The organism is Candidatus Thioglobus sp. NP1 (genome assembly GCF_003326015.1).
Classification (GTDB): domain Bacteria; phylum Pseudomonadota; class Gammaproteobacteria; order PS1; family Pseudothioglobaceae; genus Pseudothioglobus; species Pseudothioglobus singularis_A.
Genome location: NZ_CP023860.1, coordinates 760426 through 780154 on the forward strand (window position 1 = coordinate 760426; position 19729 = coordinate 780154).

Consider the following 19729-nt stretch of genomic DNA (forward strand, 5'->3'; position numbering starts at 1 on the left):
TTAATTATAAATTTTTCTCACCTTTGGTTTGTAATTCCAAGAATTCATCAGGTGAATTACCAAATGGCTGCATTGCGTGTTCTTTGAAAGGATTTCTCTCGGTTAGTTTTTGATACCATGCTTCGATCCCTGGCATTGTTGGTCTTTTAATATCAAGTACAAAGTACTTATGTAGTAAAACGCCGAGAGGGATATCACCATATGTGAACTCATCACCAGCAACAAATTTATTATTAGCTAGATGCCCCTCAAGCACTTTCAGTACTTCAGCACTCTGCTTTGCCATTTCAGTAATTTTGTTATAATCTCTTTGTGATTCCTCAGTTCGAACAAGCTGCCAAAAAACAGGAAAAAAAGTTCCCATAAAGCTATCTGTAGACCAGGTCATCCATTGATCAGAGATTGCCACCTTTTGAGGATCCTCAGGATAAAGATTACCAAAACCATACTGCCTTGCAAGATAGCGAATTATTGTATGTGATTCCCACAATACAAAACCATTATCACGAATAGTAGGAATTTTTGAATTAGGATTAAGGGATTTATAATCATCTGTATCTAGATCACCTGATTCAGTTCCTATAGAATGCCTTTCATAATCAATATCTAACTCAGAGAGAGTCCAAAGGACCTGTATAACTTGATTAGCATTTTTTCTACCCCAAATTTCTAGCATTCGTCTTATTTCCTATTCTTAAACACCATCTGGATTAAACCTTGGCATAACTCTCTCAGAGAATAGAGCCATGCTTTTGAGTATTTTTTGATAGTCAAATCCTGGGAATTGCTGAAGCAACATAATATGATTGAGACCAATTGATTTATTAAGCTTATCAATTTTCTCAGCAACATAGTCTGCATCACCAACCCATATCAATTCATACTTCATAAGGAAATCAAACCATTCTCCATTGAGGTCTTCATCAGTTGGATTGGCATCATCATCTAGATAGGCTTTTCGGGTCCAACTTCCTTCTGGCCTAGAGCCACTTAGGTATTCATAATAGCCATTGATTGCAGCTCTAGCATCTTTGTCAGCCTGCTCCATTGTTTCCGCAACATAAATGACAGTGCATACTCCAACACCATCTCCTCTTTGGTATTTTGCCCCATCATGTGATTCTGCATTGGCATAAGCATCCCAACAACTTTCAAGTTTCCCTGGAGGGCTTGACATACCAATCACCTTAAAGCCTCTTTCAGCAGCCAATTTATAAGTGTGTGGTGAATTAGACATTAGCCAGACTGGAGGATGAGGATCTTGATAAGGCCGAGGATGAATATACATGCCAGTATATTCTCCTTTTTCTGAGTGATACTCTTTTTCAAGAGGCATTAAGAAGCGATTTGTTTCCTTCCAACCAGGAACAGGAAACTCATAAAATTCACCCTTGTGTGAAAAAGGATCCTTAGTCCATGCTTTTAATATGACCTCAAGGGACTCCATAAATAAACGATAACTCTTTTCATTATCTCTTCGATCAGCATCTTTGTTAAATTGCAGTGTCACTCTCTCATTAATACCTTTTGCGACACCAAAATCAACTCTTCCCTCAGTCATATTATCAAGAAGTGCTATATCCTCTGCTACCCTTAATGGATGCCAATCAGGAAGGACAATAGGCGCCTGTCCCACTCTTATTTTTTTTGAGTGAGAGGCTAGATCAAGAGACATCATTATTGGGTTTGGAGGAGCATTAAGATAGCCATTATGAGCAAAGTGATGCTCAGTAAGCCAAACGGTTGTAAAATCAGCCTGCTCAGCTAAATTTGTTTGCTCACGCATCATTTTAACAACCCTATTCCAAGGAATATTTTCTCCTGGATTAAAGAAGGGTACAAAATCAAATCTCATATAATTATGTATTAATTATTCTAAAAAAAATTATATATTGTTTTTTTATAATCTAGAAAACTTTCTAAGGAAAAATTCTATCTAATTGGCATATATAATAGCTTAGATTATTTTTTAATTTTTTAATGAATAAATATTTGAAGATGAAAAGCACTAATATAATTTATCATCAGGCAACAGTCACTCGCCAAAGACGGAATAAATTAAACAATCATCGTTCAATTGTTCTCTGGTTTACTGGACTTTCTGGATCTGGTAAGTCGACTCTGGCCCACTCATTAGAAGAAAGACTATTTCAAAGGGGTTGTAGCACTTTTGTCCTAGATGGTGACAATGTTCGTCATGGTTTGAACTCAAACCTTGATTTTAGTGAAGTTGGTAGAACTGAAAATATTCGCAGAATAAGTGAAGTTAGTAAGCTGATGTTAGAGTCTGGCTTAATTGTAATGACTGCTTTTATAAGTCCATTTAGCAAGGATCGAAATGAAGCAAGAAAATTAATTACAAGTGATGATTTTGTAGAAATCTACTGCAAAGCTAGTTTGCAAAAATGTGAATCTAGAGATGTTAAAGGTTTATACAAAAGAGCAAGAGCTGGAGAAATTAAAAATTATACGGGTATTGACTCTCCATATGAGATTCCCCAAAATCCAGAGTTAATTATTGATACAGAAAATCAAGGCCTAGAGGATTCAGTGTCAACTATTCTAGAATTTTTGGAATTAAATGGAATAATTAAATAGCTAAACTACTTTTTCAAGTATGGCTCTAGTCCATGTATTAGAGGTTTAATATGACCTGCATATTTTCTCCAAGCATCTGAGCTTCCTTGGTACATTTTTTCCCTAACTTGCATAGAACTAGCCGTTTTGACAGCTCGTTTATTTTTATGAAAATTAAGGCATTTCTCATCCCAATCTAACTCACAATACTCCAATAAGTTTCTAGTCTCATATTCTTGGTTAGTTGTTAAGTCTTCATAGCAAATATCATAAATTTTTCCTGGGAACTTTTCATGCCAAAAATTCATCAACTTAGAGTACAAGCCGTAATAACCAACTAAATCATCCATATTGTAAGAAAATCCATAGCCATTTCCACTCCATTTAGACTTATAAATTGACCAACATGTTGCTCTAGGATCCCTTTTTAGATGAATAATTTTTGCATTAGGAAATATGGAAAGAATAATCCCTATATATTGGAAATTTGCTGGTGTTTTATCCGAGATGATACTCTCAGAAGTATTTAATTGATTAAGAGAATCTAAGTATTTTTCTCGAATTAGTATAAGATCTTTTTCAGAATAAGTATTTGTATGTTTTTCATTAGAAAGTTTACCCTCTATTAAAGGAAGGCAAAGCTTCATCAAAATGCTTAACTCACCTCCACCATAAACAGCTTGATGGCTGGAAAGAATCTGCTCAACCAGACTTGTTCCAGAGCGGGGCATACCAAGAATAAATAGAGGACTTTTATTTGATGTATCATTATTTTTCAAGGACTTTTTAATAGAATTAGGTCTTTCAGCAAATATTTTATAAATAATTGAAATTATTTTCTTAGAGGTATTGAATGAATAATTTAGGTCTATTTTTCGTATTCGATTACCCTCATTAAGGTAATTAAAAAACATGTCATTATTTCCTGAATTTTCGTTAACAGCTGCTAATGCAAAGTTTATAGCTACTAAGTTAGATTGATCCATGTCATCAGTCTGAAGAATTGATTGCATATTTTTAATCTGCTTTTCACTAAAAGAATAATTATTAAATTGACTTAAATTATAGTAAGCATTTGCATAATTTGGATCTACTGATAAAGCCTTTTCAAAAGATCTAATTGAGCTATCAGTTTTATTTAACTCTTTCTCAGTAAGACCAATATTATTATGAGCATCAGCTAGCTTTGGATTAATTGCCAGTGATTTTTCATAATATTCGATAGCTTTTTCAAGATCACCAGTATTCTGAAAAATACCACCACGATGATTAGCAGCTTCAGCATAACCAGGATTAATGGCTAATGCTTTGTCAAAGTTTTTACCAGCCTCAAAGTCATTTTCAAGACTTTTATATGCAAGTCCTAAATTATTATATGCTTGCGAGAATTTAGGATTAATGGCTACTGCAAAACTAAAATGTATAATAGCATCATCGTATTTCTTCAAGGTTATAAGAGCATTGCCGAGATTGTAATGAGCATTTGGATAAGCATGCTTTAAAAGAATGGCATTCTTGTAACATGAAATAGCTTCTTCTATTTTGCCAAGTTCACGTAGAGTAACACCTAGATTATAATGAACTTCTGAATACTCTGGTTGAAGGGTTAGTGCTTTCTCAAATTTTTTAACAGCTAAATCAAGTTGACCAGTGGATTGATAAAAAGAGCCGCAAACATTGAATAGTAATGCCTCTAAAGGAAAGTCTTTAGTTAGGATTTCTATTGCAATAATTGCCTCTTTTTTTTGTCCATTTGAAAAGCTATCAATAATGGATTGAATAACTTCTCTAGGAGGGCCTTGTTGATTTTTGGCGTGTTGTAAACTAACAGATCTTTTTTTTTGTTTCTTCATTTTGAGTATTGCTGAGGTCTGAAAAAAAATTAAACTTTAATTATTACAGGTTAGCAATTAAACAGTCTCAGTTTAAATGAAACCAAATGATTATAATATAATTAAGGTGCGGGATTAACTATCATAATTTTTAGAAAGTAGTTTCCCTACTTCTTCCCATGTCCCTAAATCTTTATATTCCTCTACTAAAATAACCTTGCTGCCAAATATATTTGTTTCTTCAATGACAATATTGGGTTTTTTGAGCTTCAAGGTGCTTTGTTCCATAAATGAGATGCACTCATCAAAAACTTCTTTTTTAAAAGCAAAAGCACACCAGTATCCATTAAATCTATCCATATTTTGTGAGGGCTTATCCTCATAATCTATCACTCTATTATTTTTATCTAGCTGCAAGCACCCTTTAGTATTAAGCATTTTTTCGTTTGATTCTGGCTTAAATAGGAAAGAAAATCCCTTCTCCCTTAAATTTTCTTGAAGCTCGCTGATTAGATCAACACCATCTGATAATTCTAAGATCGTGTCAGGTAGAAGTACAATATTATTTTCTCCAAAAAGATGCTTTGCGCTTTTAATCGCACCAGTGTATTCAATCTCATTCGGGTTTTGATATGTAAAACTGATATTATATTGAGATTTATATTTTGATAAATACTTAATGATTTCTGTTTTTTCTTCGCTTATAACAACTATAAATTCTACATTCTCACGATTCAATTTACTAAAGAGGTCAAAGCTATTATCAATCAAAGCCTTTTCTTTGTCGACCCTTAATATCTCTTTTGGATATGGCAAATTAAGTCTGGAGCCCTTACCAGCTGCAGGAAGGATAACTGTTAGCTTATTCATAATACTTCAAACTCTTGTGGTGGAAGTCCATTTGTGTATCTTTCAAAAGCCTGAGTATAGGCTTTTTCTAAATTCTTTGTATAAGTTTTAGTATCAAATAGAGGTGCTGTAGTTCTTTTATCAGCTAATTTCTTTTTGATTGTTGCAAGCTTTTCAGGATTGCTAGCTAAGTTAAGTGCCAACGCTTCATACTCCTTTTCTGAATTTGTAATAAGCTCAGGTACTTCAAGAGAAGTAAGAAGACTGCCAGCAACTCTAGCTGCAAATCCTTTTCCAATTTTTGTCAAAACCGGTAAGCCGGCCCATAAAGCATCACTTGCTGTTGTATGCGCATTAAAATTAAAAGTATCTAAAAACAAATCAGCTAGTCTCTGTCTGGCTAAATGCTCTTCAACTGCTATCTTATCGGCAAAAATTAAACGATTAGGCTCAACACCACGTTTTTTTGCTTCACTCTTTAAATTATCCTCAGACGATTTATTTGATTTTATAAGCCACAGGACACTCCCATCAATCTTGCTGAGTAGCCGCATCCAAATATCAAATTCTTTTGGAGTGATTTTGAAACTATGATTAAAGCAACAAAAAACAAAACCATCTTCCGGTAAATTACACTCTTGTCGAGTTATTAATTTGTTAGAAATCTGTCTGGAGCTGTCTTGAGGCATATAACAACTTGGTAAATAAATAATATTTTCAGAATAATTCCTTTTTTGTTCTTCTGGAATTATGATTTTATCAGCTATTATATAATCATAAAAATCAGCCCCCATAGTGCCTGGGTATGCTAAATAATTTATCTGAATTGGAGCTGGATGATAGGCTAGTATACCAACTCTCTCATCTTTCATGAATCCATTAAATTCAATCGCAATATCAATTTCAAGTTCCAAAGCTAAGTTAGCAATCTCCTTATCTGACATATGAGAAACATTTATGAAATGATTAAAAGTGGAAGTAATCCTTTGATTATATTTATCCTGAATATTCGGGCCATAATGGAAGGCATAAGTTTCAAAATTTTCCTTATCTGCTAACTCCAACATCTCGATGCTTAGCATTGATACTGGGTGTTGTCTAAAATAGCTTGAAAAATAACCAACCTTAATGTGATTAGATTTCTTAATAGGTCTAGAATTAAATATAGGTCTGAATTTGTAGTCACTTTTTACTAATTCAGTTGATCTTCTATGATGCATTGAGGGATTATCATCTAAGGATAAAAGTCCATAAACTGATAAATTTCCCTCAAGTAAACCTATAGATAGATTTTTTTCTAAGGTTTTGGCGTATGACCAGTCTGACATTACTATTGCTAAATAGTGAGCTTGAGATAAGGCTGGAGCATTTTTAGGTTTTATCTTTAGAGCCTTTTTATAACTTGCAATAGCATCTTCTAAATCACCTTTCCCCTTTAGTGAAACTCCTATTTGGTAATAAGCTTCGGCATAATCAGGTTTTATCTTTAAAGCCTCCTTATAACTTACAATAGCTTCTTCTAAGTCACCAACGTCATTTAGGGCAATACCCATATTAAAATAAGCATCATAAGATTTGGGCTCTATATTTAAGGAACTTTTATAACTTTCAATAGCTGCCTCTAAATCACCAACATCTTTTAATGCAATACCCAAATTGTAATATGCATCAGCATAGTTAGGTTTTATCTTTAGAGCCTTTTTATAACTTTCAATGGCTAACTCTAAATCATCTTGATTCTTTAAAATATTACCAATATTGAAATAAGCCTCAGCATAATCAGGATTTATCTTTAAAGCCTCTTTATAACTATCAATAGCAGATTCTAAATCACCTCGATTTTTTAAGACATTTCCAATATTGTAATGAGCAGCTGCATAGTTAGGTTTAATCTTTAAAGCCTCTTTATAACTTTCAATAGCTGATTCTAAATCACCTTTATCTTTAAATGCAATACCCATATTGTAATAAGCATCAGCATAGTCAGGTTTAATTCTTAAAGCCTCTCGATAACTAGTAATGGCGGCATCAAATTCCATTAAACCCGCATTACAAGCTCCAGAAATATTATGAAGGACGATTGAGTATGGAAATTTTTCCAGTATTTTATTAGAGTCAGAGAGAGCTTTATTTAATTTTCCTTTATTAAAGTTATCAATGATGGGCTCCAAAAATTCATGAGGAGGATCTTGATTTTTCATACTTCAAACTCTTGTGGTGGAAGTCCATTTGTGTATCTTTCAAAAGCCTGAGTATAGGCTTTTTCTAAATTCTTTGTATAAGTTTTAGTATCAAATAGAGGTGCTGTAGTTCTTTTATCAGCTAATTTCTTTTTGATTGTTGCAAGCTTTTCAGGATTGCTAGCTAAGTTAAGTGCCAACGCTTCATACTCCTTTTCTGAATTTGTAATAAGCTCAGGTACTTCAAGAGAAGTAAGAAGACTGCCAGCAACTCTAGCTGCAAATCCTTTTCCAATTTTTGTCAAAACCGGTAAGCCGGCCCATAAAGCATCACTTGCTGTTGTATGCGCATTAAAATTAAAAGTATCTAAAAACAAATCAGCTAGTCTCTGTCTGGCTAAATGCTCTTCAACTGCTATCTTATCGGCAAAAATTAAACGATTAGGCTCAACACCACGTTTTTTTGCTTCACTCTTTAAATTATCCTCAGACGATTTATTTGCTTTTAAGAGCCACAGGACACTCCCATCAATCTTGCTGAGTAGCCGCATCCAAATATCAAATTCTTTTGGAGTGATTTTGAAACTATTATTGAAACTACAAAAAACAAAACCATCTTCCGGTAAATTACACTCTTGTCGAGTTATTAATTTGTTAGAAATCTGTCTGGAGCTGTCTTGAGGCATGTAACAACTTGGTAAATAAATAATATTTTCAGAATAATTCCTTTTTTGTTCTTCTGGAATTATGATTTTATCAGCTATTATATAATCATAAAAATCAGCCCCCATAGTGCCTGGGTATCCTAAATAGTTTATTTGAATTGGAGCTGGATTAACAGCGAAAATTTCTGCTTTATTATTTGCTGTAAAGCCTCCTAAATCAATTGCAATATCAATCTCTAAAGATCTTGATAATAATGCTATGTCATTATTTGACATCTTTTCAACATTATAAAACTTATCAACTCCTGCCTTAATTCTAAGATTCATTTCATCTTGAGTATTTGGTCCAAAAGAAAATGCAAATATTTCAAAGTGGCTCCTATCATGAAGTTCATAAAGTTTAGCTGACAAAAAAGACACAGGATGTTCTCTAAAGTCTGCAGAAAAATAACCTATCCTAATTTTTTTATGATTTAAATAGCTATTTTTTTTAGAGAGGGCATTATTCTTTGAGGTTATTTCTTTGGAAAAAATTTTTGCATTTTTAAGCTGAATCTTTGCATCATCAATTAAGGCAGACAAACTAAATGGGTCAATAGTCAGCTCACTATTATTAATTCTGTTATGTATTTCTTTAAGATTTATAGAAAAATTATCCCAATTACATAAGTGCATTTTGCAATGAAATAAATTTCCAAAATTAAAATCAATTCCAGGCTTTAATTTAATTGCATACTCATAATTCGAAACTGCTTCATCCATTTCATTGAGATCCCATTGAAGATTTCCAAGATTAAAGTAAACTTCTGCATATTCTGGATTAATAGAAATTGCTTTTTTGTAACATTTGAGTGCTTTTTCAAATTGACCAGTTTTGTTTAGAACAATTCCCATACCATTAATAAACTGACTATTATTTGAATCTATAGATATGGCTTTTTCATAGCTTTCAATGGACGCATTAAATTGGCCTAAGTCATATGAAATATTACCAAGCTCATAATGCACCTCAGCTTTATCTGGTTCAATTATGAGCGCCATTTGATAACATTTAACTGCTTTATCAAATTGACCTAGATCTTGTAAGATATTGCCACTTGCATAATGTGGTTCAGCATAATGTGGATTCATGGCTATTGCGTTTTTATAACAATCTAGTGATTTATCAGATTGATTTAGTTCTTTATAGGCATGACCAAGATTATAAAATGCTTCTGCAAATTCTGGAGAGATTCTCACAGCCTCTTTCAAGTGTTTTAGGGCAGAATCAATATCATCTATTCGAAGATATAGAACTGCTAAATTATTATGTAATTCTGCAAAATCTGGCTTAATCAACAGAACAACCTCATAATGTCTAATTGCTGATGTAATATTATTAAGATCTTGGAATATTTCACCTAAGCTGAAATGAGCTTCAAAATAACTTGGTTTTATTTCTATCGCTTTCTCAAAACTCTTAATTGCATTATCAAAATGACCAAGCTCTTTAAAAACGTTTCCAATATTGTTATTTGCTTCTGCGTAATCAGGTTTTATAGAGAGAGCTTTTTCAAAACTCTCAATAGAGGCATCCAGCATACCTAGCTCATGAAATAAGCCTCCAAGATTATAATGGGCCTTGTAAAAACTGGGATTAATAGCTATTGCCTTTTGATAATTTTCAACAGCAGTATCAAGTTGACCAAGACCCTGATAGCATGCGCCCCTTAAATTAAAAAGTAAAGACTCACGAGGAAATTTATGGCATAAGACAGCAGTTTTCTCTAATGCTTCTTTAAACTTCCCAATTGAAAGAATTGAAACAATAGAATTAATTTGTTCTTCCGAAGGGCCTATATTTGTCATTAAAGTTTCTCTTGATAATAACCAATAGAATTAATAAGAGGTTTTAAATATTCTTCATATTTTTTCCAGGCCTCAGAACTTCCTTGATACATTTTTTCTTTGACTTGTAATGCACTTGCTGTTTTTGTAGCTTTTGCGTTATTATAAAATTTAAGACAGTTTTCATCCCAATCTAATTCACAATAATCCAGTAGTTTTCTAGTCTCAACCTCTTGATTAGTGGTCAAGTTTTCATAACTAATATCATATATCTGATTAGGAAATGCGTCATGCCAAAAGGCCATCAATTCTTCATAAGAGAGATAGAATAGCGCTAAATCACTCATGCTGTAGGGAAAGCCTAGTGCTCCATTTGGAAAATACCGTTGATATATTGACCAGCAAATTGCCATGGAATCTCGTTTAAGATGGATAATTTTTGCTTCTGGAAAAGCCTTTAAAATAAACCCTATATTTTCAAAATTTGTAGGCATTTTGTCAGTAATAATGCCCTCAGAAGAATTTATGTTAGATAAATGGTATTGCGTATATCCTTGGCGTATATTTAAAAAGCTTCTTTCAGAAAGAATATTATTATTAGATAAATAGGCATTAAATATTGGAGTAATAAGATTATCTAAGGTGGGCAATTCTCCCGCACCCTTGACTTTGTTGTGACTAGAGATAATTTGTTCAACTAGGGAGGTTCCAGAACGAGGCATTCCAACAATAAAAATTGGTCTAACAGCGAGAGGCTTATAAGATGATGACTCTTTAATGGCTAATTTAAAAATATTTTTTAATTTAGTATGTTTTTTTAAGTCACTCTCAATTGAATAATTTAATTCCTCTTTTCGAAGTTTATTGCCCTCATTTAAGATTTTAAAAAATTCATCTTTCTTCCCTAAATCTTCATATGCTTTTGCTAAGGCAAAGCACAAATTTATCCTTTCTGACTTACTAATGGAAGAACTAGAGAGCAGTGATTGTATTTGAATAAGTTGTGTATCCCCCTCTTTAAAGTTTTTTAGTGTTGATAAATTCCGGTGAATATTAGCGTTTTCAGGTTCTAAAGCTAGAGCATAAACATAGCTATTAAATGCTTCATCTGATTGGCCCATTTCCTGAAGAATAAGTCCTAAATTTTCATAAACTGCAGCAAAGTCAGGATTAATTGATAATGCCTTTCTATAATAATTGAGAGCTTCCTCGGGTTGACCAAGATCATAGTACAAAATTCCAAGGTTGAAAAAGACATCAGCAAAGTTTGGATTAATAGTGATTGCATTCATGTAGCTTTTAATAGCTTCATCCAATTTACCAAAAGCCTTGAGAGCAGTGCCAAGATTATTATGAGCTTCAGCATAATAAGGATTAATAGCTATTGCTCTTTCATAATGCTTAACTGCTTTATCCATTTCACCAAGTTCATTGAGCGTGCTTCCAAGATTATTGTGAGCTTCTCCATAATCAGGATATATAGCTATCGCTTTCTCATAATGCTTAACTGCTTCATCCAATTGACCTAGATCATTTAGAATATTACCAAGATTGTTATGAACCTCAATATGGTTTGGCTCAATTTCTAATGCTTGATTATATGACTTAATAGCCTCATCTAATTTTCCAAGTTCAGTTTGGATATTGCCAAGATTATTTAATGCATCTACAAAGTCTGGTTGTAAACTTAATGCTTCTTTATAAGATTTAATTGCATCATTATTCTGCCCAAGCTCATTATAAATAATACCAAGGTTGTTATGAGCCTTGGCATAGTCAGATTGAATAGTTAATGTTTCTTGATAACTCTTTACTGCATCATCCAGATGATTTAGCTCTTGGTGAGTAAGCGCCAGGTTGTAATGAGCATCAGCAAAGTCTGGTTTAAGATTAATAGCACTCTTAAAAGATTGAGCCGCCATTTCTAATTTTCCATTCGCTTTCAAACATACACCATTAATGTTATAAAGTATTGATTCGTTTGGATTTTGACCTATTAAGATTTCAATAGATTCTAATGCATCTGATATTTGTCCAGAAGAATAGAGCTCAATAATAGAATTGATTTTATTATTTAAAAGGGGTGTTGAGTTCATATTGAAACTTTACTGAGATCTGAGTTCTTCTAAATTTGCCTTTGCTTGATCATTATCAGGTTCGATATCCAAGACCCTTTCAAAACAATAAATAGACTCGTCATTTTGTCCAAGATCTTTGTGAATAAGGCCAAGATTTAAAATTGCCATAGTATAACTTTGATTAATTTCAATAGCCTTTTCAAAATTTTTAGTTGCATTACTTATTTGGCCAATACTTTTATTAGCAACTCCAAGGTTATTATGAGCTTCAAAATAATCATATTTGTATGCTACTGCCCACTCTAAATGCTCAATAGCATCATCATATTGATTTAAATTTAAGAAAGTCACACCAAGTTTGTTATGTGCTTCAGAATAATTTGGAAGAAGATCAATTGCTTTTTTAAAGCTTGTAACTGCGAGTTCTAGATCACCAGATTCACTTAAAGCAGTTCCATGGTTCATATATGCTTCAGCATAGTCAGGCTTAATTGTGAATGCACTCTCAAAAAACTGTGCAGCAGCACCAAATTGCCCGAGTTGATTGTAACATGCACCAAGTAAGTTGAATAGAAGAGGTACATTAGGGTAGTCTTCATTTAAAGCTTTAATTGCCTCAATTGCCTCATTAATCTTACCAGTGGCATAAAGATCCATTACCAAATCAACTTGCTCTTTCGGGAGTTTAAGTGGAGTATTTGTGATATTTTTTTCTTTTTTATTATTCATTTATAGCCTTATTGTGCATTACATTATAGGATTTAATTAAGTAATTTTTAAGTATTTATTTTACATATTATCTTGAATATTGATGTCTATTTAATTATCTTATCTGGACGCATATGATATTCATTTATTATTAAAACTTAACTTTTATAATTTATCAAGATCATTAAGTTTATTAAAGATATCAATTAAAATGATTGCATGAAAATTTTAAATATTATCATTCCAAATAGGATGATAGGAAATAGATTGGATTCTTCCCTATCTATCATGCTTCCTGATTATTCTCGTTCAAAAATAACTGCATGGATTAAATCTGGTGATGCTTTAATTAATCAAAAAACTTTTAAGCCAAAAGATAAAGTTAATGGTAGTGAAGTTGTTAACCTAACTTTAAATCAAAAGCAAAATAATAACTGGATTGCTGAAAAAATTCCCTTAAATATTATTTATGAAGATGAAGATATCATTGTCATAAATAAGAAGTTTGGTTTGGTTACGCACCCAGGGGCAGGAAACTGGAGTGGCACCCTTGCAAATGCTCTTCTTTATTATGATTCCTCCCTATCGATTCTTGCTAGGGCTGGTATTGTTCATCGATTAGATAAAAATACCTCAGGCCTAATGGTTGTTGCAAGAAATGAAAAATCGCAAAAACATTTAATTGAACAGCTACAAAATCATTCTATTCAGAGAGAGTATTCTGCCATAGTTTATGGACATATGATTGCTGGAGGAACTGTCGATGAGCCTATAGGCCGTGACCCTAAAGATAGAGTTAAGCAGGCTGTTACAATAAGTGGAAAAGCCGCAGTGACTCACTTTAGGGCGATTGATCGTTTTAAAAGCCATACTCATGTGAAAGCAATTCTTGAGACTGGGCGAACTCATCAAATACGTGTCCACCTTTCTCATGTAGGACATTCTTTGGTAGGAGATCCAGTATACGGTGGTCGAGTACGTTTCCCAAAAAAAGCAAGTGTGGAATTAAAAGAAGCACTAATTAATTTTAAACGGCAAGCGCTTCACTCAAAAAAATTAACCCTTATGCATCCTGTATCTGGAGAACAAATGTCATGGAAAGCCCCACTTCCTGATGATATGCAAAAACTTTTAGATATCTTAAAAAAATATGACTCTTAATGATTTTTTTAGTTAAATTAATTTATGAAACTTTTTCCAATTAATGTTAAATTAATTTCAACGCCAAGATTTATTCTTGGTGGAAAAAGCAGTAATAATTTTGATAATTTTAATTTGGCTCTTCATGTAGAAGATAATTTGAGTTCTGTAATGGCAAACCGAGATCTATTGATGAGTCAGTTTAACTTACCATCAATGCCAGTATGGATTAATCAAACTCATTCAAATATTAGTGTTAATGCTGATTCAATATCAAAAATAGTCGAAGCTGATGCAAGCTATAGCAAAAAAATAGGAACTGTTTGTGGGGTACTTACAGCTGATTGTCTACCCGTTTTTGTCAGTAACAAAGAAGGAACTAAAGTTGGAATTGCTCATGCTGGTTGGAGAGGCTTAGTTGATGGAGTAATTGAATCTTTAATAGAGTCTATTAATTCAAATGGGAGTGACTTAGTTGTTCATTTAGGACCAGCTATTTCTCAATTATCTTATGAGGTGGGTAGGGAGGTTAAATCCAAATATCTTTCTAAAAATAAGAAATTTGAAAGTTGTTTTAACTTTGAAAATGGTAGATACTATCTTGATTTATATGAGGCAGCAAGAGTAGTTTTAAGAGATTTTGGTATCGCCTCTATTAGTGGTGGTAATCAATGCACTTATAATGAGGAAAATCAATATTTTTCATACCGAAGGGATGGTAAATTTTCTGGAAGAATGGCTCATTTAATATGGATAGAAAGCGCTAAGATTTAGCTTCCTTGCCTTTACCTTTTTTCACGAAACTGATATCTGCATTCTTCTTTAGTCTAATGCTGACATTTTGGGCAGTAGTAGGTGGCGCGTTGATTTTGTACAATTTTTTTAATTGTTCCACTGCATCTATTACATGGCCTATCTTTGCGATCATATACAGATAAAATTTGATAAAAATAACCAGCCTCACCTCCAACATTCGAAAAATCATTTAAGGTAGTGCCACCATTATTAATAGATTCTAACAGTACATCTTTAATGCACTTAACAAGAATCTGATAACGCTTCTTAGAGGTTTTCCCTGCCTTTCTTTTAGGAGATATTCCGGCGCGAAATAAACTTTCTGATGCATAAATATTTCCTACACCAACGACAACATGGCTATCCATAATAAATGTTTTTATATTTATAGTCTTACCAATGGCAGCCTCAAAAAGTGTACCTTCATCGAATTCATAACTTAAGGGTTCTGGACCTAATTTTTTAAGTAAAGAAAGTTGTTCGTTATTTTTTTGCCATAGTATTGAGCCAAATCTTCGTGGATCATGAAACCTCATGCAAGTATTGTTATCCAATTTTAGTTCGAAGTGATGATGCTTTTTTAAAGGTTCAGAATCAGAAACAACGCTGATTGATCCGGTCATTCCGAGATGCATAACCAGTTGCCCATCACTAAAGTCAACAAGTAAGTATTTTGCACGCCTGGAGATTTTTTGGATAGTTTGATTTTTTAAAGTAGTAACCAGATGCTTAGGAATTTCCCAGCGCAGCTTTTTTTTATAGATATGAACAGAAGTAATTTTTCTTTTAATTATTAGAGGTTCGAGCCCTCTTTTAGTAGTTTCAACCTCAGGAAGTTCAGGCATAAGTCTTTATGCCTGATCGTTAACTAAGGCAATTTTTTTTGTTGCACTAAAGTCAGTTTTACCACTACCTAGTTTTGGAATTTCATCAACATTTAAAACATTAGATGGATGATAAAGAGGATTTATTTTGGCATCTGAAAGTATTTTCTTAAGTGCTACTTTATCAATATCTGTAGTAGCTAGAAGAACAATCTTTTCACCCTTACGTTGGTCAGGTAGGCAAGTTGCTGCAATTTCTAAGTCTTTATCATTGCAAGCATCGAGAATCTCCTCTTCAACTGTTGTTAAGCTAATCATTTCACCACCAATCTTGGCAAACCTTGAGTAACGATCAACAATCGTTAAAAAACCATCTTTATCTAAATGTCCCTTGTCGCCTGTTCTATACCATCTAAATCCATCAATTATTTCAATAACCTCAGCAGTTTTCTCTGGCATTTTGAGATAACCCTTCATGATTTGAGGACCACCTATTAATATTAGTCCATCTTCTCCATTTGCAATAGGATCAAGTGAATCGGGGTCAACAATTCGAAACTCAGTGCCACTAAATGCTCTTCCTACAGTTCCTGGCCTATTGCGCAGCTTTTCAGGCGCATTATTAGATGCAGGAATATCAGGTAGGTTAACTGATGCTCCTGGAGAAGTTTCTGTTGTCCCATATCCCTCATATACAGGCATATTAAATTTTGATTCAAAGCCTTCTCTGACTTCTGATCTAAGTTTCTCTGCTCCAGCAACGACAAGTCTTAAGGATTGCATTGACTCAGTAGTGACTTTTTTACTAATTGTGTACATTCTCAGAAAAGTAGGAGTTCCAACTAAGATGGTGCCTGAATATTTTTCAATTCCAGATGCTATTGTTGCCACATCTTTTGGATCAGCATGACAAACAATTGGAATACCCTCTGAAAGGGGCATTAGGGTTGTAATAGCAAAACCAAAGGCATGAAAGGTTGGAAGAGTAGACATAATAACGTCACTTCTAATTGCACCTAATTCGATGGCAGCTTGTTTAGCATTAGCAGCAATATTGCTATGAGATAACTCTACACCCTTAGGAGAACCTTCGCTACCGCTTGAAAACAATATTGCAGCAGTATCATTCATAGAGACCTTTTTAAAATAGCTTTTTCTAATTAGGTTTGTTGGCATTAATATTGCTTTTAAAAGGGTGCCTAGTCTTGTTAAAGTTGAAATTTCCTCTTTAATATCTTCCAGCATAAAAAGTTTTGAGTTTGGAAAAAATGATTCCAAATTTATTCCTCTCTCAGCCATCTTGTCTAAAAACTTTCTAGAGGTATAAATACTTTTTACTTCAGCTTGTTCAGCTGCAGACTTCAATGCTTTTTTACCAGCAGTAAAATTTAAGTTTACAATTGTCTTACCTAGTGCAAGTATCGCCATAGAGGCAATCGCTCCACCACCACTACTAGGAAGTAATAAGCCAACATTCTGTTCAGGGCTATAAGTTGCAATTTTTTTTGAAAATAAAAGAACGCCAGTTAGAAACCTTTTGTGTGATATTTCAACACCCTCAATATCAGCAACTGCAAAGGCAGTCTTTGATTTTTTAGCATTCTTAAGCCAAGCTATATGAACTGGATCAAGCGTTGCAGGATAATCTTGCCAATCTTTAAAAGTACTAGGAGGATTTGACATGATGATTAACCTCCAAGCATTGCTTGTTTCAAGTTCTTCTGAATTGGATCATTAGATAACCAGATCCCAAAGAAGGCTTTTTTGAATTCAAGACCAGTTATTGTATCAATGTATTCAGAGTTTTTAAGGACATTTGTTCCAGAATCTGGAATATAAATAAATTCAAAAAAATCACTGTCAGTTACATCGCTATTAAAGGCGGCAATGAGTTGATTGATTTCTTCAGTAATAGGGCCAATATTATTTCCAGTTGATTTAACTAATCCTGAATTTAATGCATCTTTCATTGCATCAGTTGTAACCATTGTGGATGTTACATCAAGACGAATAGCCATGGCCTCATCAGTACTGAGTATTTCTTCCGCATTTGAATTGGATGAAACTAAATAAAGACTCGTATTGTAAACTTTCATAAAGAACCTTACTCGAGTTCCCTCACCATTAAGAGTTAGTTTTACTCCTTGATACTCCATAGAGCTAGGGGCTGCTGCAGCACAAACTGAAGTCAAAGCTAATGAGCTAACCAAGGTTAATAATAGAGGCAGTATTTTTGATTTAATTGTCATAAAATTTTCCTTAATTTTTCATTCAAATTTGAGTATATCGTATTATCGATATAAATTATAAAAAAACCTTTACTGATTTGTGAACTATTTATAATAATAACTTTATATCTAAAGGAAATAACTATTATGAATCCATTAACTTCCGTCAAAGGTACTATTGCCTCAGGCTTTATTTTGGCGATTATTGTTGCTTTTTATTTATCACCAGAAAACTCTTATTTATCGACTCGTAACTTGAGCATATGGATGCATGCTCTAGCAGGAGTTACCTGGGTGGGTTTATTATATTATTTTAATTTTGTTCAAGTTCCTGCAATGGCTGAAGCCTTAGCTGATGAGGGTGGACCTGGACCCGCAGCGATTGGAAAATATGTTGCTCCAAAGGCTTTATTATGGTTTCGAATGGCAGCAGCAGTAACCTGGTTAACTGGTGCATGGGCACTATCTATTTCTCCTCAGTATGGTTTTGTAGATACTTTTATTTTTCAAGCGCCTGCAGGGCATATGATGAGTATTGGAGTTTGGCTGGGAACTATTATGTTATTTAATGTTTGGGTTCTTATATGGCCGAATCAAAAAAAGATCCTTGGAATGGTAGAAGCAACTGCAGAAGAAATTGCTAAGGCTAAGTTTACTGCCGCTATGGCCTCAAGAACAAACGTCGTCCTATCGGTACCTATGCTGCTTTGCATGGTTGGTGCTGGGCACGGTGGCTATTTATTCTAGGTATATAGGTTTAATGTAGAATTTAAAACCGGGCTTGCCCGGTTTTTTATTGAAAAAGATAAAAAATACAACAAAACTGCAAAAAAGTAACAAAAAGACTAAGAATTTATAAAAATGAATTTTAATCAGTGATTATTGATCTAAAAATTCTTTCATAATTATTGATCAAGTACCTATTCTGTCAGCCTTAAAGGAAAAATAAGGACTAATTGTTGAAAAAAAACAACTAAATGTATTATTTATACAAATAGTTGTTGACATTAGTATAAGAATTGGTTATTATTATTATATTGTTACTCGAATGGGTAGCAAAAGCTGCTAAGGGGGTCCTTAGCAATTAATATATTCTAAATGGAGAATAAAATGAAAAAACTAATCGCATTATTCGCAGTATCTGCAGTAGCTACTACTTCAGCAGTTGCGGGTGTAGCAATCAGTGGTGCTGCTTCAGTATCATATGATGATAACGGTAGTGGAGCTTCTGCAACTTCATACGACGCTGACTTAAGCTTCGTAGGTACTGCTGGTGCAACAACTGTAACAATCGGTATGGATGTAGATGCTGCTGCTTCAATTACAGGTGTTGCTATGTCAACTAAAATTGGTCCAGTAACTGTTGCTGCTGATATGTTCAATGAAGCTTCTATCGGAACTAGTTCTGGTGGTAACCTTCGTGAAGGTACTGCTGCTGAAGATACTGGTGTTACTATCAGTTTAGATGCTCCAATTGGTGACGCTACAGTTGGTGTAGATAACTCTGGAAACGTAACTATTTCTGGTTCTTGGTCTGGTGTTACTTTGAGCCACACTTCTAAATCAGGTGGTGATACAACTACAGCTTCTGCAGCAATTGCTGGTATGGACGTTAGTGTAACTAATAAAGCTGGTGATACTACATGGTCTCTAGGTACAACTGTTAGTGGTGTTGCTCTAACATTGGCTAGTAGCCAGAAAGTTACAGCTACATTTGGTCTAGCTGGTAACACGATGACTGTTACTGCTACTCCTAAGAGAGCTTCAGCTGCTTCAGTTGCTTCTTCAGCTACTGTTCGTGGTACACGTGTAGTAAATGCACAAGCTGCATTCTCATCTGTTGCAATTTCTCGTGATTTAACTTCAGGTGCAACTCTAGCTGCAACTTATAGCACGCTAGATGATTCACTTACACTTAAAGCTTCTGTTGCATTCTAAATTCGTTTAGATTGTACAGTTGACTTAGGAATAAGTTAGTACACTAAAAACCCAGAGCTTGCTCTGGGTTTTTTTTATCTCTAATAGA

General features: G+C 33.8%; 16 protein-coding genes. 5 read left to right on the forward strand and 11 right to left on the reverse strand.

Going from position 1 to position 19729, the window contains the following annotated elements; genetic code table 11:
• Positions 1–4: 4 nt before the first annotated feature.
• Together CRN91_RS03960 and CRN91_RS03965 are read right to left on the reverse strand one after the other, a co-directional pair.
• Complete coding sequence (locus CRN91_RS03960; RefSeq protein WP_114115146.1) at positions 5–676, reverse strand: glutathione S-transferase family protein; 672 nt, start codon at positions 674–676, stop codon at positions 5–7.
• 18 nt (positions 677–694) lie between these two features.
• Positions 695–1855, reverse strand: a complete 1161-nt coding sequence (locus tag CRN91_RS03965) for an LLM class flavin-dependent oxidoreductase (RefSeq protein WP_114115147.1) — start codon at positions 1853–1855, stop codon at positions 695–697.
• 143 nt (positions 1856–1998) lie between these two features.
• Between CRN91_RS03965 and cysC the strand changes: the two genes are divergently transcribed.
• Entirely contained in the window at positions 1999–2598 is a 600-nt protein-coding gene (gene cysC / locus CRN91_RS03970; RefSeq protein ID WP_114115148.1) for an adenylyl-sulfate kinase, read from the forward strand.
• Positions 2599–2603: 5 nt separating this feature from the next.
• Here cysC and CRN91_RS03975 read toward each other — a convergent pair whose 3' ends face one another.
• From CRN91_RS03975 to CRN91_RS04000, 6 genes are all read right to left on the reverse strand, one after another.
• Positions 2604–4430, reverse strand: a complete 1827-nt coding sequence (locus CRN91_RS03975) for a tetratricopeptide repeat-containing sulfotransferase family protein (RefSeq protein ID WP_114115149.1) — start codon at positions 4428–4430, stop codon at positions 2604–2606.
• A 114-nt stretch (positions 4431–4544) separates the two neighbouring features.
• Entirely contained in the window at positions 4545–5279 is a 735-nt protein-coding gene (locus CRN91_RS03980) for a sugar phosphate nucleotidyltransferase (RefSeq protein ID WP_114115150.1), read from the reverse strand.
• Entirely contained in the window at positions 5276–7459 is a 2184-nt protein-coding gene (locus tag CRN91_RS03985; protein WP_114115151.1) for an O-linked N-acetylglucosamine transferase family protein, read from the reverse strand. Before CRN91_RS03985 ends, CRN91_RS03980 begins: the two co-directional genes overlap by 4 nt.
• The gene (locus CRN91_RS03990; protein ID WP_114115152.1) at positions 7456–9951 is read right to left on the reverse strand and encodes a tetratricopeptide repeat protein; all 2496 of its coding nucleotides are present in this window, start codon (positions 9949–9951) and stop codon (positions 7456–7458) included. Before CRN91_RS03990 ends, CRN91_RS03985 begins: the two co-directional genes overlap by 4 nt.
• Positions 9951–12026, reverse strand: coding sequence for a tetratricopeptide repeat-containing sulfotransferase family protein (locus CRN91_RS03995; RefSeq protein WP_114115153.1), 2076 nt, complete (start codon positions 12024–12026; stop codon positions 9951–9953). Before CRN91_RS03995 ends, CRN91_RS03990 begins: the two co-directional genes overlap by 1 nt.
• 9 nt (positions 12027–12035) lie before the next feature.
• Positions 12036–12737, reverse strand: a complete 702-nt coding sequence (locus tag CRN91_RS04000) for a tetratricopeptide repeat protein (protein ID WP_114115154.1) — start codon at positions 12735–12737, stop codon at positions 12036–12038.
• 198 nt (positions 12738–12935) lie between these two features.
• Here CRN91_RS04000 and rluD point away from each other — a divergent pair, with 198 nt between their 5' ends.
• Both rluD and pgeF read left to right on the forward strand, forming a co-directional pair.
• Positions 12936–13877 carry a 23S rRNA pseudouridine(1911/1915/1917) synthase RluD gene (gene rluD, locus CRN91_RS04005; RefSeq protein WP_114115155.1) on the forward strand — a complete coding sequence of 314 codons (942 nt, stop codon included), beginning with the start codon at positions 12936–12938 and terminating at the stop codon, positions 13875–13877.
• A 24-nt stretch (positions 13878–13901) separates the two neighbouring features.
• A complete protein-coding gene (gene pgeF / locus CRN91_RS04010; RefSeq protein WP_114115156.1) occupies positions 13902–14630 on the forward strand; it encodes a peptidoglycan editing factor PgeF in 729 nt (242 codons plus the stop codon).
• 53 nt (positions 14631–14683) lie between these two features.
• Here the strand turns inward: pgeF and mutM are convergent, their stop codons facing one another.
• The 3 genes from mutM to CRN91_RS04025 are packed head-to-tail and all read right to left on the reverse strand — an operon-like array spanning position 14684 to position 17724.
• Entirely contained in the window at positions 14684–15496 is an 813-nt protein-coding gene (gene mutM, locus CRN91_RS04015; protein WP_114115157.1) for a bifunctional DNA-formamidopyrimidine glycosylase/DNA-(apurinic or apyrimidinic site) lyase, read from the reverse strand.
• Between the two features lie 6 nt (positions 15497–15502).
• Positions 15503–17158 carry an AMP-binding protein gene (locus CRN91_RS04020; protein ID WP_114115158.1) on the reverse strand — a complete coding sequence of 552 codons (1656 nt, stop codon included), beginning with the start codon at positions 17156–17158 and terminating at the stop codon, positions 15503–15505.
• Between the two features lie 5 nt (positions 17159–17163).
• Positions 17164–17724 (reverse strand): chalcone isomerase family protein, encoded by a 561-nt coding sequence (locus tag CRN91_RS04025; protein WP_114115159.1) that lies wholly within the window; start codon positions 17722–17724, stop codon positions 17164–17166.
• Positions 17725–17850: 126 nt separating this feature from the next.
• On the opposite strand from CRN91_RS04025, the gene CRN91_RS04030 reads away from it, so the two are divergent.
• Positions 17851–18450 (forward strand): urate hydroxylase PuuD, encoded by a 600-nt coding sequence (locus tag CRN91_RS04030; protein ID WP_114115160.1) that lies wholly within the window; start codon positions 17851–17853, stop codon positions 18448–18450.
• Positions 18451–18813: 363 nt separating this feature from the next.
• Positions 18814–19641 (forward strand): hypothetical protein, encoded by an 828-nt coding sequence (locus CRN91_RS04035; RefSeq protein ID WP_114115161.1) that lies wholly within the window; start codon positions 18814–18816, stop codon positions 19639–19641.
• Positions 19642–19729: the final 88 nt, after the last annotated feature.